The organism is Terriglobia bacterium, from assembly GCA_035712365.1.
Lineage (GTDB): Bacteria > Acidobacteriota > Terriglobia > UBA7540 > UBA7540 > SCRD01.
In genome coordinates, this window is the sequence record DASTAW010000048.1 from 208391 (window position 1) to 232044 (window position 23654).

Here is a 23654-nt window from a genome sequence, read left to right on the forward strand (position 1 = left end):
TGATCAAGAAACCTCCCGATAAAGTTTGCCCATCTTGCGCACGCGGTCGAGCGAAGATGGGTCAAACGGCTTCATCCTGGGCCCGGCCGAGTTGGTTGGATGGAACGAGTAGCCGAGCTGCGTCCAGACTTTCGGCTGGGTATAGTAGGCTTCGTATATGTAGTCGCGCAGCTTCGCGAAATTCTGTCTCGGCCGCAGTGCTTCGAATTTCTTCAGCGCCTCGACGCGCTCCGGATGAATCAGCGAAGTAAATTCCTTGCCCAGGCCTTTGCGGCTTAGCTCCGAAAGCATGCCGAGGCTATGCAGCAGGTCTTTCTTGATCTTCGGGTTTTCGTGCGCGATGCGGGTGAGATACTCCACGCCTCCCACCTCGCTTGCCGCTGGCATGCCGTCGCCGGCGGGAATGATCTCGTCCATCGCGGCGCGCAGCAAGTTGCGCTGTTGCACATCAAAAGTGTCGGAGCTTTGTTGCCCCGCATAGCCAGCGCGACCCTCTGCCGGAATGATAATGCCTGCCGTTACGGCTCCGCTCGCCGCGATCGAGCCTTTAAGCGTGCTTTCAAGAAACTTACGGCGCGTCCAATTGCGTTTCATGATCTACTAATAACTGACTTTGGTTCGGGGGACGATTCTCGGAGTCGATCTAATCGCTTAGGATAACGCATCAATTACACTCCTCGGCCCGTTCACCGATTATCAGAATGGAAAGCTATTATGGGTTACGCTCTGTGTCGTGCCGCCCCGATCCGATTTAGCTTGTATCATTCTTCATCGTGAGTGTCAAGTACTTCTTGCATGAATCTGATAGGCAACTCTTGCTTTATTTTTGATCGACATCGACGCTATGACCTTTTTGCATACGATCTCGCGTTGGCCCTTGCCCAAACGTCATGTTTTATTTGGACGCAGGAAAATCAAACCGGTTATATGCCTCGTTATGATAACGACTACTGGGTGAAATTCACATTTGCGGCTCAAACGCAGTCGGAAAGTTTTGGCCGAACTCGGCCGCGCCCGCATCCGATGGGTTCGCGGCAGGGATTTTTATCCGTCTGATATGGATCTGACACAATATACCGAGCGCCAGCCGTCATTCTGAACGAAATCACCTCAGCAGCAGGGGCAGCTTAGGGGCGGTTCGCGGGACCGAAGGTCCCGACGGATGCGGGTGAGTTGCTGCCGCGAGGTGGAAACGGGCCTTACCTTTGAAGAGGGAGGTTTACGGTGAAGATTGAACCGCTGCAGGGCATGCTGTGGCAGTCTATCCAGCCTCCCATAGCGCTCGTAATTGCGAGTGCAATAGCCAGACCAAGCCCACCGCTCGGCGCCGCCTCAACCTTAAAGTCAGGCGAGCTGGAGGACGCAGCTCTATAGAAACGCTTGAAGATATGGGCTAGGTGTTCCGAAGCAATTCCAACGCCGTGGTCCCGGAATCGTGCCTGCAGTGTTCCGTTGCTCTGTTCCAACTCGACCTGTATGGTCGCTGACGGTGGCGAAAACTTGATGGCATTCTCGAGAAAAACCACAAAAAGTTGCCTTAAGAAGGTTTCATCGCCCGCGTAAGGGAAATCCTGACTCAAGTTGCGGTTGATGGTGATGTGTTTCAGCCCTGCCATTGGGCTTAGCAGCGCACATGCCCCTTCCAGTATCTCGTTGAGATAAACCGGTTCGTTCGCAAGCCGGAGTTGTCCGGCATCAGCCATAGCGAGCGTGAAGAGGCCTTCCACGATTTTGCTCAGGTGTTTCAGTTCGGCATCGATCGCGCGTAACGATTCCTGGTACTGCCGTTGTGTCCTCGGTTCAAAAAGCAAAAGCTCCGATTCACCTCGCAACACTGAGAGAGGTGTCCGGAGCTCATGCGCGGCATCAGAAACAAACTGCCTCGACTGCCCAACGGCGGACGCAACGCGTTCGAAGAGTTGATTAAACGTTTCCGCCAACCGGCTTAATTCGTCGCGAGGGGCCTTGACAGGTAATGGCTGCCACAGGTTTGGCTGATAAAGCCCAGACGCGCGCTCGGCCATAAGTTCGGCGTGCCGAGTAAATGTGGCGATCGGCGCCAGGCTCTTCCCAACATACCACGCCGAAACACTGGCAGTCAGCACCAGGCTCAAAGGCAAAATCAGGAAGATTATGCCGCGAAAACTCGCAAGGATATGATCGGCCTCGCGGGTTGAAACCGCAACCGTCAGCACAAAGTAGTTCTTGTTAAATTGAAAGGGAATTGCAGCAACACGTAGACTGCCGTCAGGGGTGTTGTCGATTCTCAGGAAACTCGGCTGATTGCCCCTGAATACCGTCGGGGTCAGAGGTATCGTTCCCATCTGAAGGTTGTGGGAGCGCTGCAAGACATGACCTGAAGAGTCTGAGAGCTCGAAATATTCGCCGGAAATATCTAATTGGTCTACATCCCTTTCGGTAAGAGAGTCCGTCAGGAGATCAGCGATAACGGGGCGGGCTGCTTCCTGCAGTTGCTGGTCTAACTGGCTATACACTTCACGTGACAAAAGCACATAGAGTCCCGAAGAGCACGCTACCAGCAGAATGCCGACAACCGCGCAAAACATTAGCATCATGCGGCCACGTAAAGACGAGGCGAACATCATTCCTCAACTCGCATGCAGTATCCAAGTCCATGAATGGTATGGATTAGCCTATTAGCGTGGCCTTGGTCGATTTTCTGCCGAAGCCGGTTAATATAGACCTCCACAAGATTTGTTTCGCTGTCAAAGTGACAATCCCACACGTGCTCAATAATTTCGCTACGAGTTACGGCATCTGGCGCGCGGAGCATCAAGAATTCCAGCAAGGCAAACTCCCGAGAAGTCAAAGGAATTGCCAGTTCGCCCCGTTTTGCCCGACGGCGATGCCGGTCCAGCTCAAGGCCAGCATACTGCAGCGTTGCCGCAGACTTACCGAATCCCCGCCGGATGAGCGCCTGGACCCGGGCTTCCAGTTCGGCCAGCGCAAAAGGTTTGGTCAGATAGTCGTCAGCGCCAGCGTTCAGGCCCTGAACTCGCTCTTCTACAAGAACTCGTGCTGTTAGCATAAGGATTGGAGTTTCAATGCCTTCCTCTCGCATTTTGCGGCATACCGAAATCCCATTCATCCCCGGCAATCTGACGTCCAGAAGAATGGCGTCATAAGGCGCCCCCGTAGCCATTTCCAAACCCTTCTCGCCCGATTCAGCAATATCCACCGCATAAGACTTTTCACGCAGCGCGCGGGCAACAAAACTTGCCACCTTCCGTTCGTCTTCAATCAGCAAAATGCGCATAGGGGGAACGGCGCCTATTATACGCCGAGGCCGCCTACGGTGAGAAGACAACGTATCGCCACGTGTTAAACGTAACCGATGAGAGGCCGTCGAGACATTTAAGAGAGTAACCAGCCGTGCCGTTTAAGGTATAACCCCATTCCCGCGAATCAGGAGGGAGTCGAGAACGCATTGGTGAACTATTCCCAGGAACAGGAGCGCCGGGACTACTTGAATCAGGCCGTGAAGCAAAGTCAATTGTCAGAGCATCTTGCTGACGAGTAGTCCCGCGCCGGGCCCATCGATTTCTGGTCGGTTTTGGAAGTGCAACGCGACTTCTGCACCAATGAAGATCAGATGGTGTAAAGCTAAACTGGCGTCACCACGTACCTCGTCGCGCTCTATCGAGCGTGAGGCGGAGGCTGGAGAGCAGGCAGACTTATCTCCAGCACCCAGACAGGGCAGGGCCCTGAAGCGAAAGACAAGATAACTTATTGATCATAAACCGTTATGGTGGAGGCGGGGGGAGTCGAGATTCTGAGCCCACTGATTAGGCGTAACTTATTGATTCCACGTAACGCACGGAGCGGTGAAAACAGCGAATTCGCCGAAGTGAGGTCCACCGCAGGTACACGGAGGGATCCGATTATGGAACCGTAACCCCACGACTTTATCCTCGGACTAACGCGACCGTCTCGTCGCAAGATTTCTCGGAATCCATAACGTTTGTGAATTTAATTCGGAAGCGACACGCGATCTTCCAAGAGAACAAGTTCGCGCGAATTCAGTAGTTCCTTGAGTGTATTTACGAGCAACCTCTGAATATGATTCCCAGTTCGCTCGAAACCGAAAATCCGTGCCACATACAAAAGCAACTTGTCACGTTCGATACTCAAGCTATCGCTTGTGAGTTTTTTTAACGCCACAGTGATTTCTTCGGTTGGAATTTTCTCGATTGAGCGTCGTGACCGGCCATCCTCTGGGTTTGGGTGTCTGACTGCTACCTGAAAGGTTTCCGCTGCGGGCCAGAGGAACTCGCCTTGAATTCGTAGTAGTTTCTCTCGGCTAAGAGATCTCCATGCGGATTTGACCGCATTCATCATTCGCTCGCCGACACGTTCTAATTCCCACGCTTGCGCCAAGCGTGTGGCTGCCAAGTCTTTGTGGATCGGGCCTTCTATGTCAACGATTTGAGACATCATACGCTTCAAGAGTGGCTGAGCATCAGGATCATGGAATTGCAAGCGCGTCTGTGGTGCCCGGACCATGCACACTCTGTACGTTTGTACCCAGGTTGGAAGCACGAACTTCTCTTCAGCTTCAGAGATCTCTCTTTCAATGACAATCGGCTCGTTACCCAGATTCGGCCCGTTCGAAACATGCATCAGCGAAAATCGTCGCGTTCCCTTTAGCTCTTCAAGGGCAGTTTCGATTGCTTGTCTGAGCCGGCCAACTTCGAGGTCATTGCGGGTTACCCAATCTGGAGACCAAATTCGATGGATTCTCCAGCCAAGTCTCTCAAGAATCTGCTGACGAATGCGGTCCCGATCTCTTGCGGTTGCGGATGAATGGTATGAAGCGCCATCGCATTCAACACCCAGTATGAATCTGCCTGGATTTGACGGGTCAACTACCCCAAGGTCAACTCGAAATGAACTACATCCCACCTGGGGAACAACGGTAAAGCCAAAGCTGCGAATCTTTGTTGCCACTGATTGTTCGAATGGGGACTCGAACTCGCCTTCCTCGATTCGCATGGCAAGGGCATCTGGACCTCGCTCTGCGAAATCCAAATAGCGGTGGAGTACTCGGACGCCTTCCCTGTTAACTTCACTAAGGTCAAAATCAGAGGCGCGAATCGAGCTAACAACAATCACCTTCTTTCGAGCGCGAGTAACTGCGACGTTCAATCGCCGCTCACCTCCATTGCCGTTCAAGGGGCCGAAGTTCATCGTGATGCGACCAAACCTGTCTTTACCATATCCGACGCTAAAGATGAGAACATCCCGCTCATCCCCCTGCACGCTCTCCAGGTTTTTCACAAAAAACTTCTCGAACCTGTCGGCGGCGAAGTATCGCTCAAGCTCCGGCTTTTGTCGTCGGAACTGCTCAAGGTGATTCTCGATTGTATCGGCCTGGGAAACGTTGAACGTCACTACACCGAGCGATTGGTCTGGATATCGCAAGAGATGCTCTTCCACCAAGCCGACAACTTTCTCTGCCTCCCGTACGTTATCTCTTTTCCCACCACGGTCATACACACCGTCAGGAACAAAAACGAATTTAACGCCGAAAGCCTCATCCTCTTGCAACCACGACGGGAAGGTTATCAGGCTAAAGTCATAAAAAATGGAGTTCGAAAACGCAATCAAAGATTCATGCTCGCTTCGGTAGTGCCATTTTAATTGGCGCTGTGGCATTACCGCCGCGCAAGCGTCGAGGACGCTGTCGAATACATCAAAAGCCTCCATTGCATTAGGATCGTCCGATTCGTCGGACAGATCATCCGACATCCCTTGTTCAAAGAATGTTGTTGGCGGCAGTTGCCTGTTGTCCCCGCACACCACCAACTGCTTCCCCCGATAAACGGAACAAATCGCATCCTCTGATCTCAGTTGGGAAGCTTCATCAAAAATCACGAGATCGAATTTCATTTTTTCGGGGTCAAGAAACTGGCTGACCGAAATTGGGCTCATCAGCAAGCAAGGCTTCAATTGCGTCAATAAATTCGGGATAAGGACGAACAGTTTTCGGAGCGGAAGGTGGCGTCTCTGTTTGTTTGCCTCCTTCAACAGTACACCAAGTTCTCCTCCTGGGATTACCACACTCGATGCTGGTCGCAGGCGATTGATTTCCCTTATGACGCTATGGACGCCTTGCTCCCAATGCTTTCTGTCTAGCTCGCGAAATTCCGCAATGAGTCTTTCGTGGTTCTCACCACGGAATGCCCCGAGGCAGGGATCATCGGCGAATTGGAAATTCAACCACGCCTGAAGCAATGACCTTCTCAGGACACTCGGAAGATCACTTGCGCGAAGAGACAGGTGTTTTGTCGTCAGGTTCTCAAAGAATTCTTCGAGCCCGAAAGCCTGGAAGCCATGCTCTAGTTCACAAAAGTCAACCCAATCCCTGAGTGTTTCAATCTGCTGAGACATCTCGCGCAGACGTGACAGCATGGCAACAAAGTCAGCCTCTAAAAGCGGAGTTCCCTCCGCCGCAGGATAGCCGCTTACAAAGCTTCGTCCCAATGTTTGGAGACCGATTCGAACTCGGTTTAGGTCACCATCCAATGCCTCATGCGTGGGAGCGTTTTCTTTTCCCGCGATCAATATGCCCAGAAGACTCTGGGGGATTTCTCTGTTCCCCATGTGAGCCCGGAATTCCGTAGCCCATTGAACTGCCGTGAGAACCTCGTCCCATGCCGTCTCTATTCCTACGAACCGATGGCCAAAATGCTCCTTCAGGCGTTGAGACTCCGCAGCGGTCTCTACTTCGATCGTTCGCAACTCACTCAGGTGCTCAAGGTCACTCATAATTCGTTGACACGTGATGCCGTCGGAAGACCGTGCACAAGGTAAGATTGTGTCCATCAGGTCGCAGAATTGTCTCAATGCGTCTCCAACTTCTTCGGACCACATTTTCAATTCCTCTAGTGGTCTTTCCGCTATCGGCATTTCGGGACCATCCGAGAAATTCGGGGAGAGATATGGTTTGGCTTGGGGGAGTTTCTTTTCCCAGTCAGCTATGCTTTCCTTCAGACGCGGCCCTGTAGTGCGCAATTCAATCGTAGCGAGGCCTCGGGCGGACGCTTGATGGATAAATTGACTGGGAAGTGGCTGCAAAGCTGCCAACCTGACCAATTCCTGTGAATTACCCAAGGCTCGCGACACACGATCAAAGTCCGTTTCGAAACCCCTGAAGTAACCGCCAAGCAACTCCTTGTACTGGGAGAATTCTTTAATGAGTCGCTCCTCTCGGTCCTTTAGGGCCTGTACCCTGCGGAGGTCGGTAAGGATTGACGATGGAAGCTTTCCGTCTTTATGGAGGCGTCTGATTTGTCGTTTGGACCTGAAGTAGGAGGGACGGAAAATTCGGAGAATGGAGGAATAAGGCCCTGAAAACTTTTCGATTAAACTCTTGACCGGCAGTTCGAGAATCTCCGGCTCATATTCGGCAAGCAGGGCTTTTCTCTCATTGTTCCTGCTGTCGAAGCCCTCTCGAATGGAGGGCAACGATTGTGCCACATCTCTCTGCCTAGTCAATTCCAGCCATTTGTCATCGGGCCTATCCTCGGACTCACATAACTCCGCGATGCTCACGAGTTGGCGAAGACGTGGGAGATTCAGGTCGCTGTTCAGCCCCAAGGACTGCTGAAGGATATTGCCGTCCCTGATCCAGCTCAATGCACGTATTGAAAGCTGCTGTGCCCATTCAAGCAGCAACCCTCGATTCATGACAAAGCTTGTATCGTCCAACAGAGACCGGCCCACAATCGTGGTCAATTTCTGCAGCGCGCGATTGAGGCGATCACAGAGATTAGCAGGGAGCGACATCAAGGCCGCAGTGTACATAGAATCCAGAGCATCTCGATGCTCATTGTGGATTTTCTTGAGCCCCAGATATCGCTCCGTTTCTTTCGTGATTTCAGGTAGGCTCGAACTGAGGACCCACTGCTGTTCGATACCTGGGCAATTGGAGAGCATCCGGGAAGTCTTCAACAGCCACTCGACGGCGGGGAGTGTTAGCGGTTCTTCTAAACCGAGCAAATTCGCGAGACGGGCTGAACTTTGCCGTAGCGCGGAGACAGACGCCATGCATCCGGCGATTTCCCCTTGTAGCTCAGTTTTGATTGCCAGGGAGAAGGCCATAACCGTACAGCCAAACCACAGGAAATTCCGACCGGCCACTGCTACTTGCCAAAGAGGCTCCAACCGCTTGGCCAGCTGTTCCGCACCATCGAAGCTCTCTGGGGTAAGGAGGGATGCGTCGAATACGCCAGTCGGAACATAGGCAACGTCGTTTAGTTGAGCGACCGATCCCAGGACATCGAAGGCACTACATCCGAACGGCCGGCGAACCAAGTGAAGCGAATGAACGTAGTCATTCAGTTTCTTGCGTCTCTCAACGAGCTGCTTTGCCTCAAAATCCGTTAGGCCTTTCTTCGGCTGAAGCTGCTCTGAGTGCGTCTTATAGAGCTCCTGAATTACTTCGCGCTTGTTGGCCTTGTGACTGTGGAGTTGGAGGCAATAATGGTCAAGTCCGGCCTTTTGAAGTCGGTCGGAGACAACTTCAAGCGCCGCCATCTTTTCACTTACAAACAGAACGCTTTTCCCTCTGGCAATGAATTCTGAAACCAAATTCGTAATCGTCTGACTTTTCCCGGTTCCCGGCGGGCCCTGGATGACCAGGTTGTTCCCTGCTTTGACTGCCTCGATGCAAACCAATTGACTACTATCTGCGTCCGCGACAAGAAAGCTCGTGTCCGGTGAAATCTTCTTATCTAGTTCGCGTGGGTCTGGCGGCTCACTCGCGGGAGACTCCTTTCCTTCTTCGCATAAGCATCGGACAATCGAATGCGCTTCGAGCGCACTACCGTGACTTTTCAGATCGTGATAAATGACCAGCTTGTGGAAGGAAAACAGTCCCAACCAACAATCGTCGCTGACTGTCCACTCGTATTTCGCTATTTGACTTCGGAAGACATTAAGGAATTTTTCAAGTGGAGCTACCTCCCAATCATCAGGAACGGGCGGCAGTTCGATCTTGAAATCATCACTGAGCTTTACAGCGAGTGCAGGATTGACAACGATTTCCTCATCAGCTGGCCACAGTTCGAAGGGGTCATTCACCGAGTCTCGCCTGAGCTCCACCGGTACCAAGAGTATCGGTGACTTTATAATTTCGCTTTGCTCGATTTCCTTCCACTCCAGCGTGCCGAATGTGATGAACAGAATTCGAACTCCGCGCTCCTCAAAATCCGTTCGAGACCGGCGATAAAGGTTCCGCAAGATGGCGCGGAGCCTTGCGCCATCCTTAACATCTGTCACAAGCTCATCGTTTCGGCGATCCAGAGAGGCCCCACCCCCCGGTGATCCAGGCTGGTCGCCGCCTGCCGGTTTGAGCAACAGAGGTTGTAAATCGTGTGAATTGGCAGCTACGGTAAGCGTCTCATTCTCGTCTGGCGGCATAAAGAATTGCCAGTGCTTCTCTTCATTCGCAAGGCGGTTAAAAATGTCAGCGATCGTGGGGTCGATGATCTTCAGGGTTGATGCACGCGTCCGCGCGAAATACAGGGATCGGTTCCGGCGAGAAAGATCAACTATCTTTCGCTTCCACTCCTCAACGCGCTGGGCAACCCGACTCATCTGAATTGAACCTGTGGCGCTAAAACCGAAATGTGCAATCCTTCCGCTGCTATCGCCAGCGACGGGGAAGCGCCAGATTTCCAAGAGAAAAGTCTCGGCAGCACTGTGCTGACCGTCGGGGGTAAAAGATATCGCTTTCTCCGGTGCATGTCTAGACGATGTAAACAACAAACAAGTAAGCGTTCAGAGTTCGGTCACTGAAAGGCCAGAAATTTTGCGGAAGTCGCGGAGGTTCAATGTGGCAACTGAATAGCCGATGTGCGGCGCATTTGGGGCGTGACTTTGGCGGGAGGGTATGACACGTATATGGCACGCGGAGCAAGCATCCATGTACAATAGCTTTGGAATCACCAAGTTACATAGATGGAGGCGGGGGGAGTCGAACCCCCGTCCGAAAAGCCTTGCGGTCGAAAGCCTACACGCTTATCGCGTTCGCTTGATGCATTCGCCAGCGGCCCTCAGGAACGGGCAAGAACGAACCGCCGGCTAGCCTGATCCGGTCACCCGGATCTTACCCGGAACCCTCAGGCGGCAAGTTCCAGGCCAGCCCGCTGGATGACGCCTCATTCCGCCCCGCGGGCACTGGCGGAGGAGACGCGCTAGCCTTGATTAGGCAGCGTAAGCAAACTGCGTGTTGGCAGTTATGTTGTTCCACGCCGATTACGGGTGGTGTGGACCCCCGGCGTGCCTTTCGAGCGCGAGAGCTTCCGTCGAATCCGGAACGCCCCCTCAATCTAAGTATGCCGTTGGCGGAGCGGCGCGTCAACACGCCGTACATCTGCAGGTGGGCCGAAAAAACTGTTGGAAGCAAAACTTTCGCTATTTTGCCGCCTCATCGGGAGATGGTTGTTGACACGCCCTGTTTTGGCGGTAGGATAAGAGAGACCGTGGCGTGAGGGAGGTCAAAGGTTTTTGCAGTTGGAGTTCACAAAGTCAAACCGCACACATGGTGCAATCCAGCAGGTCCACAGGCAGCTTAGCAACCTCCTAAGACGGCAGGCTGAAGAGATTCAGCGGCTCGTCCAAAGCCTAAGACCCCTCCAGAATGAACAGTGCCAACTGGAAGCTCCAGCTTCCCGGGTGCTCGAGCCTTTGGTGCGGCTATCGAAACCGCCCTGGGAAGCCGGTACCCTGAAAACCCCACTGAACAACCAGCGGGAGACGACACACAGGTGGCGTCTCGGCAAGCCATTCTGAGCCGCGAAGTGCCTATGCTGGGTATGTGTGAGTTGGTTTATGGAATCGAACTGCACAATAGGAACATGGTTATAGAGGAGCGCAGGATTGAGAATCTGTATCAGCGGCTCGAAACAGCGATTGATCGCAGCCGGAAAACCTACGAGAAGCGCCTTGCTCATGCGGCGGCACAGCTTCGACTTCCTTCGTGAAGAGCTGGTAATGACGCTGGCTGAAGATGATCCAGCGCTTCTTGGTACCGGCTGTCCGAGACCTTCAGCGTGAAAATTCTCCTGGTTTTGCTCGCAAGCGTTTTCTACTTGCCGTTGGCTTCTGCGGCGCGAACGCCGGCCGCAACCTGGGGGAAGCCTCCGTCCGCATTAGTCCGCCTGGCGTCAAGAGCTGATTCTTCGAGCACCTGGCCTGAACTGAGACGGCTTGCGGAGTCTCTCAAGGCGACGAAAGATCGCGCTTTGACTTATTTTGTGCTTGGATACCACGAGTATAAATCCAGTAAATTCGACGTTGCCGCGGCGGACCTGGCAAAGGCATCTTCAACGCCTTCCCCGCTGGCCGACCTTGCGGATTACTATTGCGCATCAGCCGCTTACAACGGCGGCCATCCTGAAGCCGTTCCCGGCATCCTGGACGATTTCAACAAACGCCATCCGTTTAGCATAGAACATTACGACGCCATCGAGTTGCTGGCCTGGGCGTATCTCCAGACCGGCAACCCTCAGAGGGCATTGCAGTTGTTGCAAGCGGAGCCTCAGGTCCGCCAGCGGCCTGCGTTGGCGCTGGTCCTGGGCCGGGCATACACCGATAGCGGGCAGGTTCGCCAGGCGGCGCAAACCTTCCAGGACATCTTTTACGCTTTTCCCACCACGCCGCAAGCCAGCGCGGCTGGCGATGCTCTTAACAAGCTGAAAAACCAGCTCGGCGTCAACTATCCGCAGGTTTCGGATGAGATCGCCACAGCGCGAGTGGAGAAACTGTTCTCAGCCTCACAATATTCCGAAGCTCTCCGGGAATACGAGCAGTTGCTGAAGGACCGGCGGAACAGCACCTGGGCCTGGGGATGGAACCTGGGCCGAGCCAAGTGCCTGATCCGCCTTGGGCGTGGCGCCGACGCCGCCGAAACGCTGGTGAACAGCGTTGCGCCGACGCCCGAGCTGGATGCTGAGCGGCTGGCAACCCTCGTTGATGCTTATGCCCGGGTTGAGGATGACACCGCGGTTGCCAACACCCTCAACAAGCTTCGAGCTGATCACTTCAGCTCGCGGTGGCACGCGGTGGCCCTTTTGAGGGCGGCCAATTATTTTATGTACAAAGGCGTGTTGGACATCGCTCCACTGTACTACCGCACACTTCTGGACGCGTTTCCTCATACTCCGCAGGCCTCCGAGGCAAGCTGGCGCTTCGCATGGATCACCTATCTTACCGGCCAACCGGACGAGGCCAGCAAAGCCCTGTTGCAGCACATTCGAAATTATCCTGACTCTTCTCACGTCGCTGCGGCGCTCTACTTTCTGGGGCGGCTGCAAGAAGACGGGCAGCCAGCGGAAGCCCGCGCCGTTTACGAATTCCTAATCAAGCGTTATCGGCACAATTACTACTCCCTGGAAGCATCGAATCGGCTTTCCTTGCTGAAGAAGAGCGCCGTTCACCAAACGACGTTTGGAAACAATCCGCTGTTTTCTCTTCCAGAGCTTGCCCGCAACATTCCGGCTGCTGACCCGCCCCGCTTTGGAGCTTGCCCGCCATCCACTGACGGCGCAAACCTGCTTCCCTTCAACATGCTCAGCGCGCTGCATCTTGATGATCTCGCCAGGCAGGACATCCAGGCACGGCTTAGTCTTCATCCCGATTCTCCTGCTCTGGTCATCGCGCTTAGCAGGTTTGAAGCAGAGCAGGGGCAGACCGACCGCGCTTTACACACAACGAAAAGGATCACCCCGGATTACTATTCACAGCAATTTTCAGGCTTGCCGCGCGAGGTCTGGCGCCTGCTGTTCCCAACGGCCCACATCGGTGTCATCAGGCGGTACGCCGCAATCAATCACCTGGACCCCTACCTGGTGATGGGGCTTATCAGGCAGGAGTCAGGATTCAACGTCCGCGCCACTTCCATTGCGGATGCCCGCGGATTGATGCAGATTGAAGCGTCCACGGTCACGAATTCAAGGCGGTATCTGAAGTCTGTGGGCCGAAGGCTTTACGAGCCAACCTATAACGTGCGCTTTGGGTGTGCATTTTTAAGGCGGCTCCTCCAGCGCTATGACGGCAACGAGGCAGCGGCCCTTGCGGCCTACAACGCCGGACCAACCGTTGTGGACCAATGGCTAAGCCAGCGCAAGTATCGCGATCAGCAGGAATTCGTGGAATCTATTCCTTATCCGGAAACGCGGATCTATCTTAAAGCTGTCTTTGCCGACAGCGGCGTCTATCGGCAACTGCTTAAACCCGCTACTGAGTTTGCCGAGTGCTCCAGCCATTCCAGGTTAGCGCAAAAGTGATTGACGGCCGCTTTGGCTGGAATATCCAATCAAAATACGCGCCGTTGCTGTCCGATGCCGGGCGTATCCGGATTGCCTTAAGGCAGGGACAGGTCAATGGGATAATCACAGACCGCGCCCAGTTGACGAAGTCGGGCGCCAGTCATCATTCATCTATATTTGGCTTTCCGCCCGCTCTTCGCACTACACAGACCCTTCAGTAAGTACGAGAAGTCCAGGGAAGCCAACGTTGGACCTCTGAGCTGATGCTTGGCGTGGAGAGATCTGGGGAAAAACCGATAAGATTGGGATTAAAGGTGGGGAATTTGTGTGGGCAGAGGTCGTGCGGCCTCTGCCCATTCTTGCCTGTGAAAGAATCCCGGCCGTAGCACGTCGCTGGAGACGTGCGCATCTTATCCCCAGCGGCATGTTTACGGCAGGCAATTGTTAGAAGTCCACTTCAGCCCCTATCTGGAAGATCCGTTCCCCAAAGGCTGATGTGATCTGTCCAAGACTACCGCCGCAGACGCCGGCGGTTGTGATGTCACAGCTCGTGCCTGGATTGCTCCAATGAGGCGTGTTCGTGAAGTTGAGCATCTCTCCCCGAACCTTCAACTTGAACCGCTCTGTAACCTTAAAGGTCCGGAACAGACTGGCATCCAATTGCATCAGTCCAGGTCCACGCAGCCAAGAAAGCCCACGACTGGCGGAACTTCCTATTCGGACTTGCTGGCCCGTCGCGAATTCCACCGGCGTGAAGGCTGACGTGTTGAACCACTGCTCGCCAGGCCCGGTTCCCTTGACCATGTTGAGCCCGCCAGCAAAGTCAGGAGCCTGGTCTGTGGCAGGAGTGTTCAGGTTGTTCGTGCCCTGGCTCACATAAAGGGGTGAGCCGGAGATACCGGTCACGATGCCATTCACCTGCCAACCGCCGAGGATTGCACTGGCAGCCCCGGTGCTGGCGAACTTCTGGCCGGCGCCAAAGGGCAGAGTGTAAATGAACGCCATCTTCAGCACATGCGTGTGGTCAAAGCTGAGCGTGTGCTGGTTGAGGGACTGGCATCCATTGGGCATCAGGGAGTTCGCCGTGCAGTTAAAAGCCAGGCCGTTCTCCCAACCTTCGTCATCGATAAACCCGATCACTTTCGAGTAGGTATAAGACCCCTGAAGGAACAGGCCATTGGTGACGTGGCGGTTTAACGAAACCTGCAATGAATTGTAGTGAGAATCGAGATAGCCGTCAAACAGGTAAGTCCCGCTCGATTGGGGACGCCCGAAGGCGGCAAATAGCGGGGAACCACCGTTTCCGGCGCCCAGCGGAGCAGCATCGGCATCGCGCCCATTGAATTCGTGGGCAAGATGGTTGCCAACATAGCCAACGTTCAAGAGGATGTCGCCCGGCAGCTTCCGTTCCACCGTGAAGTTCCAGAACTGCACGTATCCACGATTGAACTCGCCCGGCGCAAGCGTGCCGATGGTGACGTTTGTTGGAGGTGTCAGAATACCGGACTCGAATCCTGTCGGTGATTCAATGAGCGGAACACCGTTGAACAATCCGCCGGCCGTAGCTGGTGAACCAGCGATGTTGTTAGGCGTGTTGGTCGAAGCATTGAACGTCGCATACGGGAGGTACTGAGTAACAGTGCTGCTGACGTTGGGCAGGACGACCTGGTTATCCGCGCCAATGGTATAGGGCCAGAAGCCACGCAACGGTCGTTCAAGAGGCAGAGTGTCATACGTTATTCCGTAGGCAGCCCGAAATACCGTCTTGTCGTTGAACTGATAGGCAAGGCCCAGGCGTGGCGCAAACAGCTTCTTGCTGCTGGTCACCCCAACCGGCGTATTGCCCAGGTGCGTGTCGTTTTTGCCCAGCCCACCGAGGTAAAGCTGGTTGGTGGCGGTGTCATAGACTTCGAACTTGCTGACACCGTCGCGAGTAATCAGCGGGAAATATTCCCAGCGAACGCCGGCATCCACCGTAAGTTTGGGTGTTAAGCGGAAGGTATCTCCGATGTAGAGAGCTTCCTGCCAATCCTTGTTGGTGGCCTTAATGAATTGCTGGCCGTTCTGAACTTCACTCGAAAGGCCAAGGTTGAAGGCGGCAATGCTGTTCCACGGACCAGGGTTAAAATTGATCTGGTTTAACCCGGCGCCGTAGAGTGTCGCCGTGCTGCCATCGCCATTCAGGTCTAGAAAGGTATTGAAATCGGAGGTGATGACGTTGCCACGCGGGCAGCAGACGATTTCCGGCTGCCAGTGGTTCATGTGGTTATGGGCAGCGTCAAATCCAAAAACGATCGTGTGCTTGCCCTTGATCCACGTGGCGTTTTCGTCGAGCGTCAACTGCCAGTCGTTCCGCTGCACGGGTTCCCACGATTGGTTGGTGCCCAGGGTGGTCCAGTTGTCGTTAAATTGGACTCCCGGCATTCCGGTGTATCTCACGTCGTTCGAGGGCGTGTTGCTGTTGACCAGACCAAGAACAGATTGGCCCAACGGCTTGCCGAAGTCCTCTGTCTGGTTTTTCTCGCCCATGCGGGTAAATCCGAGATGGCCAGTTAACACCAGATTAGATTTAGCCGTCCAGTTGTGGCCAATCGTAACAGTCTGAGCGGTGTCGTCGGTAATACCCGTGCCGCCGCCCTGTCCGGCGACGCCGTAGTCGCTGCCGTCATTGAGAAGCGCCTTCTGGAGGGTGTACTTGCCCCAGAGGGTCTGACGGTCACTGATGTTATAGTCCACCTTGCCTGTATAGATGTTGCGGTTCCAATCCGAATTCCGCAGACGCGTGTCGTTGACCGACGTGGTCTCTGTAAAGGGCCCACCTATCGCTGTGTTGGGAGTAAAGGGCGCCATCAGTTGCCAGAAATTGGTGGCTCCCGCATACATGCGGCTGGCAGGAATAACGTTCAAGGCGCCGCCAGACGAAAATACCTGACGGCCCTGGCCAGTCGCCGGGTTTCCGGTTGTCGGGTCAAAAACCATTCCTTGCTGCAACTGAACTGTTGCGCCTTCTGTGGTCTGCACCATCACCGGGGCAGTTGAGGTACAGTTGCCGCTGGCATCCTTGGCTGTGCATGAAAAGAGGTCGCCGCCGAGGTACTTGGAGAAGTCTCCGTTCCTCATATCCACAGGAGGAATCAGGTTCTGGTCAGCCGGGTTCTGGCGCTGGAAAAAGCCGTCCCAGTTGCCGAAGAAGAACACTTTGTTCTTCACAATCGGCCCGCCAACAGCAACGCCGTCGTTGTTCTGGATGTTTTTCGGTTTTTTCCCGTTGTCAGTGTGGACGAGAGCGTTCTGCGCGTCCAGCGCCTGGTCTGTGTGATAGCCATAAAGCTGGCCATGAAACGCGTTGGTCCCGGATTTAGTGATCACGTCGGTGGCAGCGCCGGCAGTGAGACCTTTCTGAACGTTAAAGTTCGAGGTCTGCACGTTCACTTCCTCGACCGTAGATGCAGGAGGTATGATCACCATGTGGTCAGGGAGCCAGAGGAACACGTCTGTCGCTCCATCTACACGCGAGGTGTTGATGTGCTGCGGCAAACCATTCGTATTAATGGCAAGCGAACGGTCCGGCGTGTCAGCCAGCGAATTGGGATAGTTACCGCTGATGGCCGACAAAGAAACCACGCCCGGCGCCAGCAACTCAACACTCTGAAAGTTGTGATAGATGTTCAACGGCAGGTTCTGCACCGCGTAATTACTGATCGTTGTGTGAACGTTGGCCTGCTGGGTTTGTAGGGTTGCGGCAGCGCCGGAAACCGTCACCGTCTGGGTAACAGCTCCGACTGTAAGCTGCACATTTTGCTGGTTAACCGAACCCACCGTGATGTTGATCCCGGTCTGCTTAACAGGCTGAAAACCGCTACCGGTGATGGTAAGGGTGTAGGTCCCTGCGGGAAGGTCAGTAACGCGGTAATCGCCATTCGAGCCTGAAGTGGCATTACGGGACAGACCTGTGTTGTCATTGACGATCGTGACTGCCGCTCCTGGAACGACTGCTCCAGTCTGGTCGGTTACGGTTCCGGCGACGGAACCATATAGAACCTGTGCATTCAGTCGCTGAACAGAGACAAGCCCGAGGGCGACAATTGCGACAAGACACGCAACAGATGAACGGACACAGCGAGATAGCATACTCTGAAGAAACCTCCATCCAAATCTGGAAATTGGAACTTAGAACTCAAAACTAGACGCAACGGAGGGCCACGGGAGGAGTCGAGATGGGCTAACCGCAGATATAAGGATCGAACAGTAGCTTCAAGGGTAGATCAATTACCACTATTCGCCGAAACTGAAATATACCACTTCTTACGAGTCGCTGTCAACGCTTTGTTTGCACTCCTATAATGGATTACGTTTACTTGTATGTTTAGCAATCCAGCCTGAAAATCGCGGGGATGAATGCCCGCTTATTTGAAAAGGATGCCCTGTGGTAGAACACCCATTAGTTTCACGCAAGGCGCAACAGTTCACCGAGTCCGTCATTCGGGAAATGACTCGGCTCGCCCAGCGCCACGGCGCGGTGAATCTTGCGCAGGGTTTCCCCGATTTTCCGGCCCCGGCCGAAGTCAAAGAAGCCGCAGTTCGGGCCGTCCAAGGCGATATCAACCAATACGCCATTACCTGGGGAGCGCGCGAGTTTCGCCGGGCCATTGCCGAGCGCTTTGAGAAGGATTCCGGGCTTGCCGTGGACCCCGAGCAGGAAATCACGGTCTGTTGTGGTTCCACGGAAGCGATGATGGCTTCGCTGCTGGCGGTGGTGAACCCGGGTGAGGAGGTCGTTGTCTTCGAGCCTTTCTATGAAAACTACGGCCCGGACGCTATCATTAGCGGCGCGGTGCCCCGCTTTGTGCCGCTGCACCCTCCGGACTGGACGTTTGACCCGAAGACGCTCGCGTCAGCGTTTAATGAGCGCACACGCGCGCTTATCCTTAACACACCTAACAACCCCACCGGCAAGGTCTTTTCCCGAAATGAGCTTGAAAACATCGCAGAAATCGTAAGGGCCTCAAACGCCTGTGTCATGACCGACGAAATCTATCAGCATCTTGTCTATGATGGCTATCAACACATTTCGTTGGCAACACTTCCGGGTATGCGCGAGAGGACCATCACCATCAACTCCCTGTCAAAAACCTACAGTGTCACAGGGTGGCGCGTGGGCTATGCCATCGCACCACCTCACCTTACCCAGGCCATTCGCAAGATGCACGATTTTCTCACGGTTGGGGCCGCCGCGCCCTTGCAGCAGGCCGGAATCACGGCACTGCGCCTCGGCGATGACTACTACTGCAGACTGCGAGATGATTATCTCGGGCGTCGTGACCGTCTGCTCGAGGCTCTGGCGGATGCCGGATTTAAATGCTTCAAGCCATTCGGCGCATACTACATCATGACCGACATCAGCGGGTTCGGGTTCTCCAATGACCTCGAGTTCACACGATATTTGATTGAGAAGGTCGGCGTCGCCGCCGTTCCGGGCAGCAGCTTTTACAATGATCGCGTGATCGGCAGCCAGCAGCTACGTTTCACCTTCTGCAAAAAGGAAGCCACACTCGACGAAGCCGCGCGCCGGCTGAAGAAATTGAACAGCCGATAGTGGCAAGCGGCTGAGGGGCGCGGCTCTAAAGCAGGAACAGCGACCGCCATCAGTGGTCGCAGATCACTTGGCCGCAGCACCGGCCTTCAGGCTTGTCTTCGCGTCTTCCTGCCGAGTGATCTCAAATTTCGGGGAAAAGCCAGACGCGGCGTAACTCACAAGTTCGTCCATCAGAAACGTAGCGTAGGGGTCGGTACTGTAAGGCGTATTAAGGGAGAAAGTGCAGATCAGGAGCTTGCCTTTGTCGTAGCGCGCCTGAACCAAGGTTCCCACGTTCGAATGGATCCATCCATAGAATTCCCCCGCCAGCACGTCCTGGAATTCTCCGGGCGGAATTCCCGTGACAACAGCTTCCGGAGTGGCTGCTCCTGTCTCAAAACCGCTCAGGGTATCAAAATAGATCTTGCGGAACGGGGGCGCAGACTTGCGTACCCAGGCAAAATTGGAGATCCAGTTCCCGTCGAACGAGTCTTCCGAGCGCGGCACGACCTTCACTTTTGGCGTGATGGTTTCCGGAGCACTGGCAAGGAGAATGACTGTGCTGCCGGATTCAAGCGCCTTTTTCACATAATCGTCGAATACTGGCGTAATGATCACAGGGTGGGCTTGCAGGCTGTCCGTCTCAAAGTAGTCGCGCCGCTGCATTTCGCCAGCAAGGCGGCGCAGCTTGCCCTCGGGGTCGTGAAAATTTACCGGGGGCGGTAGCGTAGGCGTCGCAGGCGGATAGAAGTATAGGTCAACTGATTCTCTCGCAATTACTTCATCTCCTGCAGCAATCTGGACGTCCAGGACATTCTGAGAGGGTACAGGGGATGCTGGGACAGTAAAGGCGATGGTCCCCACTTTTCCCGATGAGCCAATCGCGACCGCCGGAGCCGGGAAGCTGCCGTGTAGCGCCGTTCCTTCCACGTTCCAGGCGACCTTCGCCGCCTCGAGATCGCTACTGCCGTAATGGGACAAGTGGACCTCGACTTCAGCTTTGTCCCCTGCAAAATAATTGTGCTTCATAGGGCGGACCAGCAGTGCATCATCCTGCTGAATGGCCCCGAGATCGGCTGCAAAGCTCTTGGGATTTCGCCAAATGTCCATCAGGCCGTTCGATTCCCACATCACATCGGTCAGTTCTGTTATCACATAACCCTGGATGGAGGGCTGGCTCCGAAGACTCGCGATCTCGTATTTCAGCGACTTGAACTCATGCTCTTGCGTTGCCGCCAGCAGGGCGTGAAGATCGGGGAATATCGTGTTGTACTGGTAATCCTCAAACCGCTTCTCCAGTCCTTCTGGAAGGGTTATCCTCCGTCCGTGATAATCCCGGGAAAACCACCAGGGCTTTTCCTGCGGAACAAATGGCAGGCCCCAGTTTCCGAATTCCGACAGCATCAGGGGTTCATTGCCCTTGGGTTCCGCGTCTCCGTACTGGCTGAAAAGCCATTTCGGGCGGGTCGCCAGATCACCGACGAATCTGTCGAAGTCGGCGGCGTGGTCGGGAATCGAGTCGTACTCGTGAAAGTCCGCCAGATCAGTCGAGACGTGGAAGTTTTGGCAGCAGGCGCTGTTGTCCTCCACCAGCCATCCCGGGACGATCTGCTTCGCCTTGTGATAAACCTCTTTAAGCCATGCGCGGTCCGCAGCCTGGTCAAGCTTCAGGCCCCAGCTCTCATTGGCGATACTGACGATGACGATCGACGGATGGTTCCAGTCGCGCTGGACCATGCCCTCCAGGGTCTCGATCGCGCGGGCCTCGGAATCAGCGGTCAGATCGTCCCAGTTCGGAATCTCGTACCAGATCAGCATGCCCGTCTCGTCGGCCGCCGCCAGATAGCGGGGATCCGGCACTTTGATGTGGCAGCGCAGTAGATTCAGTCCCATCGCTTTGGCTTTCCGCATCTCGTCCTTCAAGTAGTCCAGCGAGGGAGGCACGTAAATAGTGTCGGGATAAAAGGCCTGGTCCAGCGCGCCACGCAGGTAAATCACCTTGCCGTTCAGGTAAAACTTCCCGTCACGGGTTTCGAAGGTTCGAAACCCGAAACGATACGATTGCTGCTCGCCGGAACTGGCGTGAATGGCCAGCGTATAGAGGGCGGGATGGGACAGACTCCACAGGTCCGGGTTTGACAGTTTACCCGAAAACATGCAGACGCCCTGGTCCGTGACCACGTTCTCGGAGCCTGTCCAAACGACTTTTCCGTCCGGACCCAGAATTTCCGCGCTTATGGCCGGCATCTGGGATGGGTTGGCCGATGCATTCACGAGATGGACGCTGAATGTGAAGTTACCGCCTGCTCCAGCCGAAATATGCACAACTCCCACATGGACGCGCGGTCGGATGTCAAGTTCGACGCTCTGCCACAGCCCGCTCGTCTGGATGTACCAATTTTGTTTGCCGTGAGGAATTTCCGCATACTTGATCCCTTCCACCTCGTTGGGTTTCGCTCCCGGGTCCACAACGCGAACAGCAATCTGATTTTCGCCTGCATGGAGAAACGAAGTCACGTCAAACTCAAAAGGCAGGTAGCCGCCGTCATGGGAGCCCACCTGCTGATTATTGACATAGACCAGAGCGCGATAATCAACCGCGCCGAATTTCAGGATTGCAGCTTGCGCGGGCTCGAGTGTATCAACCTGGATGGAGCGCCAATACCAGCCCACGCCGGCATAATCGCGCAAGTCGTCAAACTCCGACTGCCACGATCCCGGGACCTGTATGGCTCTCGCGTCCTTGGCCGAAGCAAGGTCCTGGACCTTGAGAGACCCGGATGGGTCTGCGATAAAGCTCCATTTGCCGTCCAGAGAAATGGTGGGCGTTGGCCCGCTCGCGGCGTTTTCAGGTTCGGAGGCGGCAGTCAAAGCTGTCGAAATCAGCACCAGCAGGAACAACGCCGTCCAGGCTTTCACTCGAAGCAAATTCCCCCTCCCCTTAAGGCACCCACCTGGCCCCCGACCTGAATCTGCGCGGATGCCCGAGGTCCCCGTCCCTTCCTTCTACCCAAAGAGTTTATGCGTTCCCATAGAAGTAACGCAATGCGCAGATTGCAGATGGTGGTTTTTCACTTTGCATATTCGCCGGGTCCTCCAGAAAGAACCGGCGCTGGATTGACGCGCGTTACCTGTAAAATAGGCGGTCAAATGGCTCTGGATATCAAAACGCCGTTTCGCAGGATGTTTGGTCCCGAACAACCCGGCCGACCGGGGCATCTGTGGCCGCGCTGGCTGTTCCTTCGCACGCTCGGCCTGATCTTTTTTTCGGCCTTCTATTCTCTGGCTTTCCAGATCGACGGCCTGATAGGACCGAATGGCATCCTGCCCGCCGGGGACTATCTCACGATTCTCAAGAATCACGCGGGAGTCCTGCGGTATTGGTTTGCGCCCACGCTCCTCTGGCTGGGAAGTGGCTCATTCGCGCTGCACCTCCTGGTGTGGGCCGGGCTTTTGGCCTCCGTCGCTCTGTTTTTCAACCTATGGCCCCGCGGGACCGTCGCGGTTGCCTTGCTGGCGTATCTGTCCTTCATAGCCGCCGCTCGCAATTTTGCGGATTATCAGTCAGACGGCATGCTGCTGGCCGCCGGCTTCATATCTCTCTTCTTGGCGCCGGCGGGGTTTCGTCCCGGTTTGGGGCATTCCTGCCCGCCATCGCCCGCCAGTCTGTTTCTACTACAGTGGGAATGGTTTCGAATTTACTTCGAGTCAGGTGTGGCGAAGCTGGCCAGCCACGACCCCCAGTGGCAACACCTGACGGCCATGGACCATTACTACCAGAATAGTCCATTGCCCACGTGGATCGGCTGGTACGCCCAGCAAATCCCGCATCCTTTTCAGGTTGCTCTTTCGCTTTTTACGCTGATAGCCGAATTCGGCATCTGTTGGATGTTCATCTTTTCCCGGCGCAGCCGTCTGATCTGCTTTCTAATCCTGACGCCTTTTCAGATTGGAATTATCCTGACGTCAAACTATGCGTTTTTGAATTACCTTGTCCTCTCTCTCGGATTTCTGCTGCTTGATGACAGGAATTTCGAAGATTGGTTCAGCCGGCTGAAGGCTTCCAGGCTGGGCAGGATTGGCAGGCCCCGGTTTCTCACCTGGAAAACTCCGCCGGCAGATGCGCAGCCGCCGGCCGCATCCACAGCCGGGATGGTGATCTCAGGCGTTTTTCTCACCTGGATTTTTTACGCCACGACGGTGCTGCTGCTCCTGATGTTCCTTCCGTCGCTCCCGCTACCCCTGGAGCCCGCTGAGGTCCTTCAGCCTTTCCGCATCGCCAATCAGTACGGCCTGTTTGCCGTTATGACCAGGGCGCGGTATGAAATCGAGTTCCAGGGCTCGCGTGACGGCAAGAACTGGATTGCTTATCCCTTTCGCTACAAACCTCAGGACCCGAAAGAAGCGCCCGGAATTTACGCCCCTTACCAGCCACGCTTCGACTGGAACCTGTGGTTCGCCTCACTTGGCGACTTTGAGCATAATCCCTGGATCATGCAGACGGAGGAGTTGCTGCTTACCAACGATCCAAGCGTACTTTCCCTTTTCCGCTCCAATCCCTTTCCCGGCCAGCCGCCTCTGGAGGTTCGGGCCGTTGCCTGGCAATACTGGTTTACCGACCTCAGCACGAAACGCGCAACAGGGCTCTGGTGGCGCCGCACCTTACTGGGCCTTTACGCGCCAGTCGTGGGACGTTCACCGGGTGGGGGAGTTTTCGTAATCGAGTGGCCGGGACCGCTGCCGCCACAAAAATGACGTCAGTCCTGTGCAGCTTATAGCATCGC

10 protein-coding genes and 1 other RNA gene are annotated in these 23654 nt (G+C 54.9%); 4 read left to right on the forward strand and 7 right to left on the reverse strand.

Features of this window, described 5'->3' with window-relative positions; all coding sequences use genetic code 11:
• Positions 1-3: 3 nt before the first annotated feature.
• The 5 genes from VFQ24_14970 to ssrA form a co-directional block, all read right to left on the reverse strand.
• Positions 4-594, reverse strand: coding sequence for a gluconate 2-dehydrogenase subunit 3 family protein (locus tag VFQ24_14970; protein HET9179657.1), 591 nt, complete (start codon positions 592-594; stop codon positions 4-6).
• A gap of 605 nt (positions 595-1199) precedes the next feature.
• Positions 1200-2606 carry an ATP-binding protein gene (locus tag VFQ24_14975; protein HET9179658.1) on the reverse strand — a complete coding sequence of 469 codons (1407 nt, stop codon included), beginning with the start codon at positions 2604-2606 and terminating at the stop codon, positions 1200-1202.
• Positions 2603-3277 carry a response regulator transcription factor gene (locus VFQ24_14980; protein HET9179659.1) on the reverse strand — a complete coding sequence of 225 codons (675 nt, stop codon included), beginning with the start codon at positions 3275-3277 and terminating at the stop codon, positions 2603-2605. Before VFQ24_14980 ends, VFQ24_14975 begins: the two co-directional genes overlap by 4 nt.
• 713 nt (positions 3278-3990) lie before the next feature.
• Positions 3991-9792 (reverse strand): DUF3320 domain-containing protein, encoded by a 5802-nt coding sequence (locus VFQ24_14985; protein ID HET9179660.1) that lies wholly within the window; start codon positions 9790-9792, stop codon positions 3991-3993.
• A gap of 190 nt (positions 9793-9982) precedes the next feature.
• Positions 9983-10350, reverse strand: a transfer-messenger RNA (tmRNA) gene (ssrA, locus tag VFQ24_14990).
• A gap of 443 nt (positions 10351-10793) precedes the next feature.
• Here ssrA and VFQ24_14995 point away from each other — a divergent pair.
• Together VFQ24_14995 and VFQ24_15000 are read left to right on the forward strand one after the other, a co-directional pair.
• Positions 10794-11009, forward strand: coding sequence for a hypothetical protein (locus tag VFQ24_14995; GenBank protein HET9179661.1), 216 nt, complete (start codon positions 10794-10796; stop codon positions 11007-11009).
• 69 nt (positions 11010-11078) lie between these two features.
• Positions 11079-13313: a transglycosylase SLT domain-containing protein gene (locus VFQ24_15000; protein HET9179662.1), complete on the forward strand. Its 2235-nt coding sequence runs from the start codon at positions 11079-11081 to the stop codon at positions 13311-13313.
• 426 nt (positions 13314-13739) lie between these two features.
• Here the strand turns inward: VFQ24_15000 and VFQ24_15005 are convergent, their stop codons facing one another.
• A complete protein-coding gene (locus VFQ24_15005) occupies positions 13740-17426 on the reverse strand; it encodes a TonB-dependent receptor (GenBank protein HET9179663.1) in 3687 nt (1228 codons plus the stop codon).
• A 295-nt stretch (positions 17427-17721) separates the two neighbouring features.
• On the opposite strand from VFQ24_15005, the gene VFQ24_15010 reads away from it, so the two are divergent.
• Entirely contained in the window at positions 17722-18891 is a 1170-nt protein-coding gene (locus VFQ24_15010; protein HET9179664.1) for an aminotransferase class I/II-fold pyridoxal phosphate-dependent enzyme, read from the forward strand.
• A gap of 63 nt (positions 18892-18954) precedes the next feature.
• On the opposite strand, the gene VFQ24_15015 is transcribed toward VFQ24_15010, so the two are convergent.
• On the reverse strand, positions 18955-21789 hold the full coding sequence (locus VFQ24_15015; GenBank protein ID HET9179665.1) for a glycoside hydrolase family 2 TIM barrel-domain containing protein: 2835 nt from the start codon (positions 21787-21789) through the stop codon (positions 18955-18957).
• Between the two features lie 231 nt (positions 21790-22020).
• Here VFQ24_15015 and VFQ24_15020 point away from each other — a divergent pair, with 231 nt between their 5' ends.
• The gene (locus VFQ24_15020; protein ID HET9179666.1) at positions 22021-23625 is read left to right on the forward strand and encodes a lipase maturation factor family protein; all 1605 of its coding nucleotides are present in this window, start codon (positions 22021-22023) and stop codon (positions 23623-23625) included.
• Positions 23626-23654: the final 29 nt, after the last annotated feature.

Coding starts and splice junctions, on each gene's coding strand:
- VFQ24_14970 (HET9179657.1), bottom strand. CDS start 594: ATGAAACGCAATTGGACGCGCCGTAAGTTTCTTGAAAGCACGCTTAAA.
- VFQ24_14975 (HET9179658.1), bottom strand. CDS start 2,606: ATGATGTTCGCCTCGTCTTTACGTGGCCGCATGATGCTAATGTTTTGC.
- VFQ24_14980 (HET9179659.1), bottom strand. CDS start 3,277: ATGCGCATTTTGCTGATTGAAGACGAACGGAAGGTGGCAAGTTTTGTT.
- VFQ24_15005 (HET9179663.1), bottom strand. CDS start 17,426: ATGCTATCTCGCTGTGTCCGTTCATCTGTTGCGTGTCTTGTCGCAATT.
- VFQ24_15020 (HET9179666.1), top strand. CDS start 22,021: ATGGCTCTGGATATCAAAACGCCGTTTCGCAGGATGTTTGGTCCCGAA.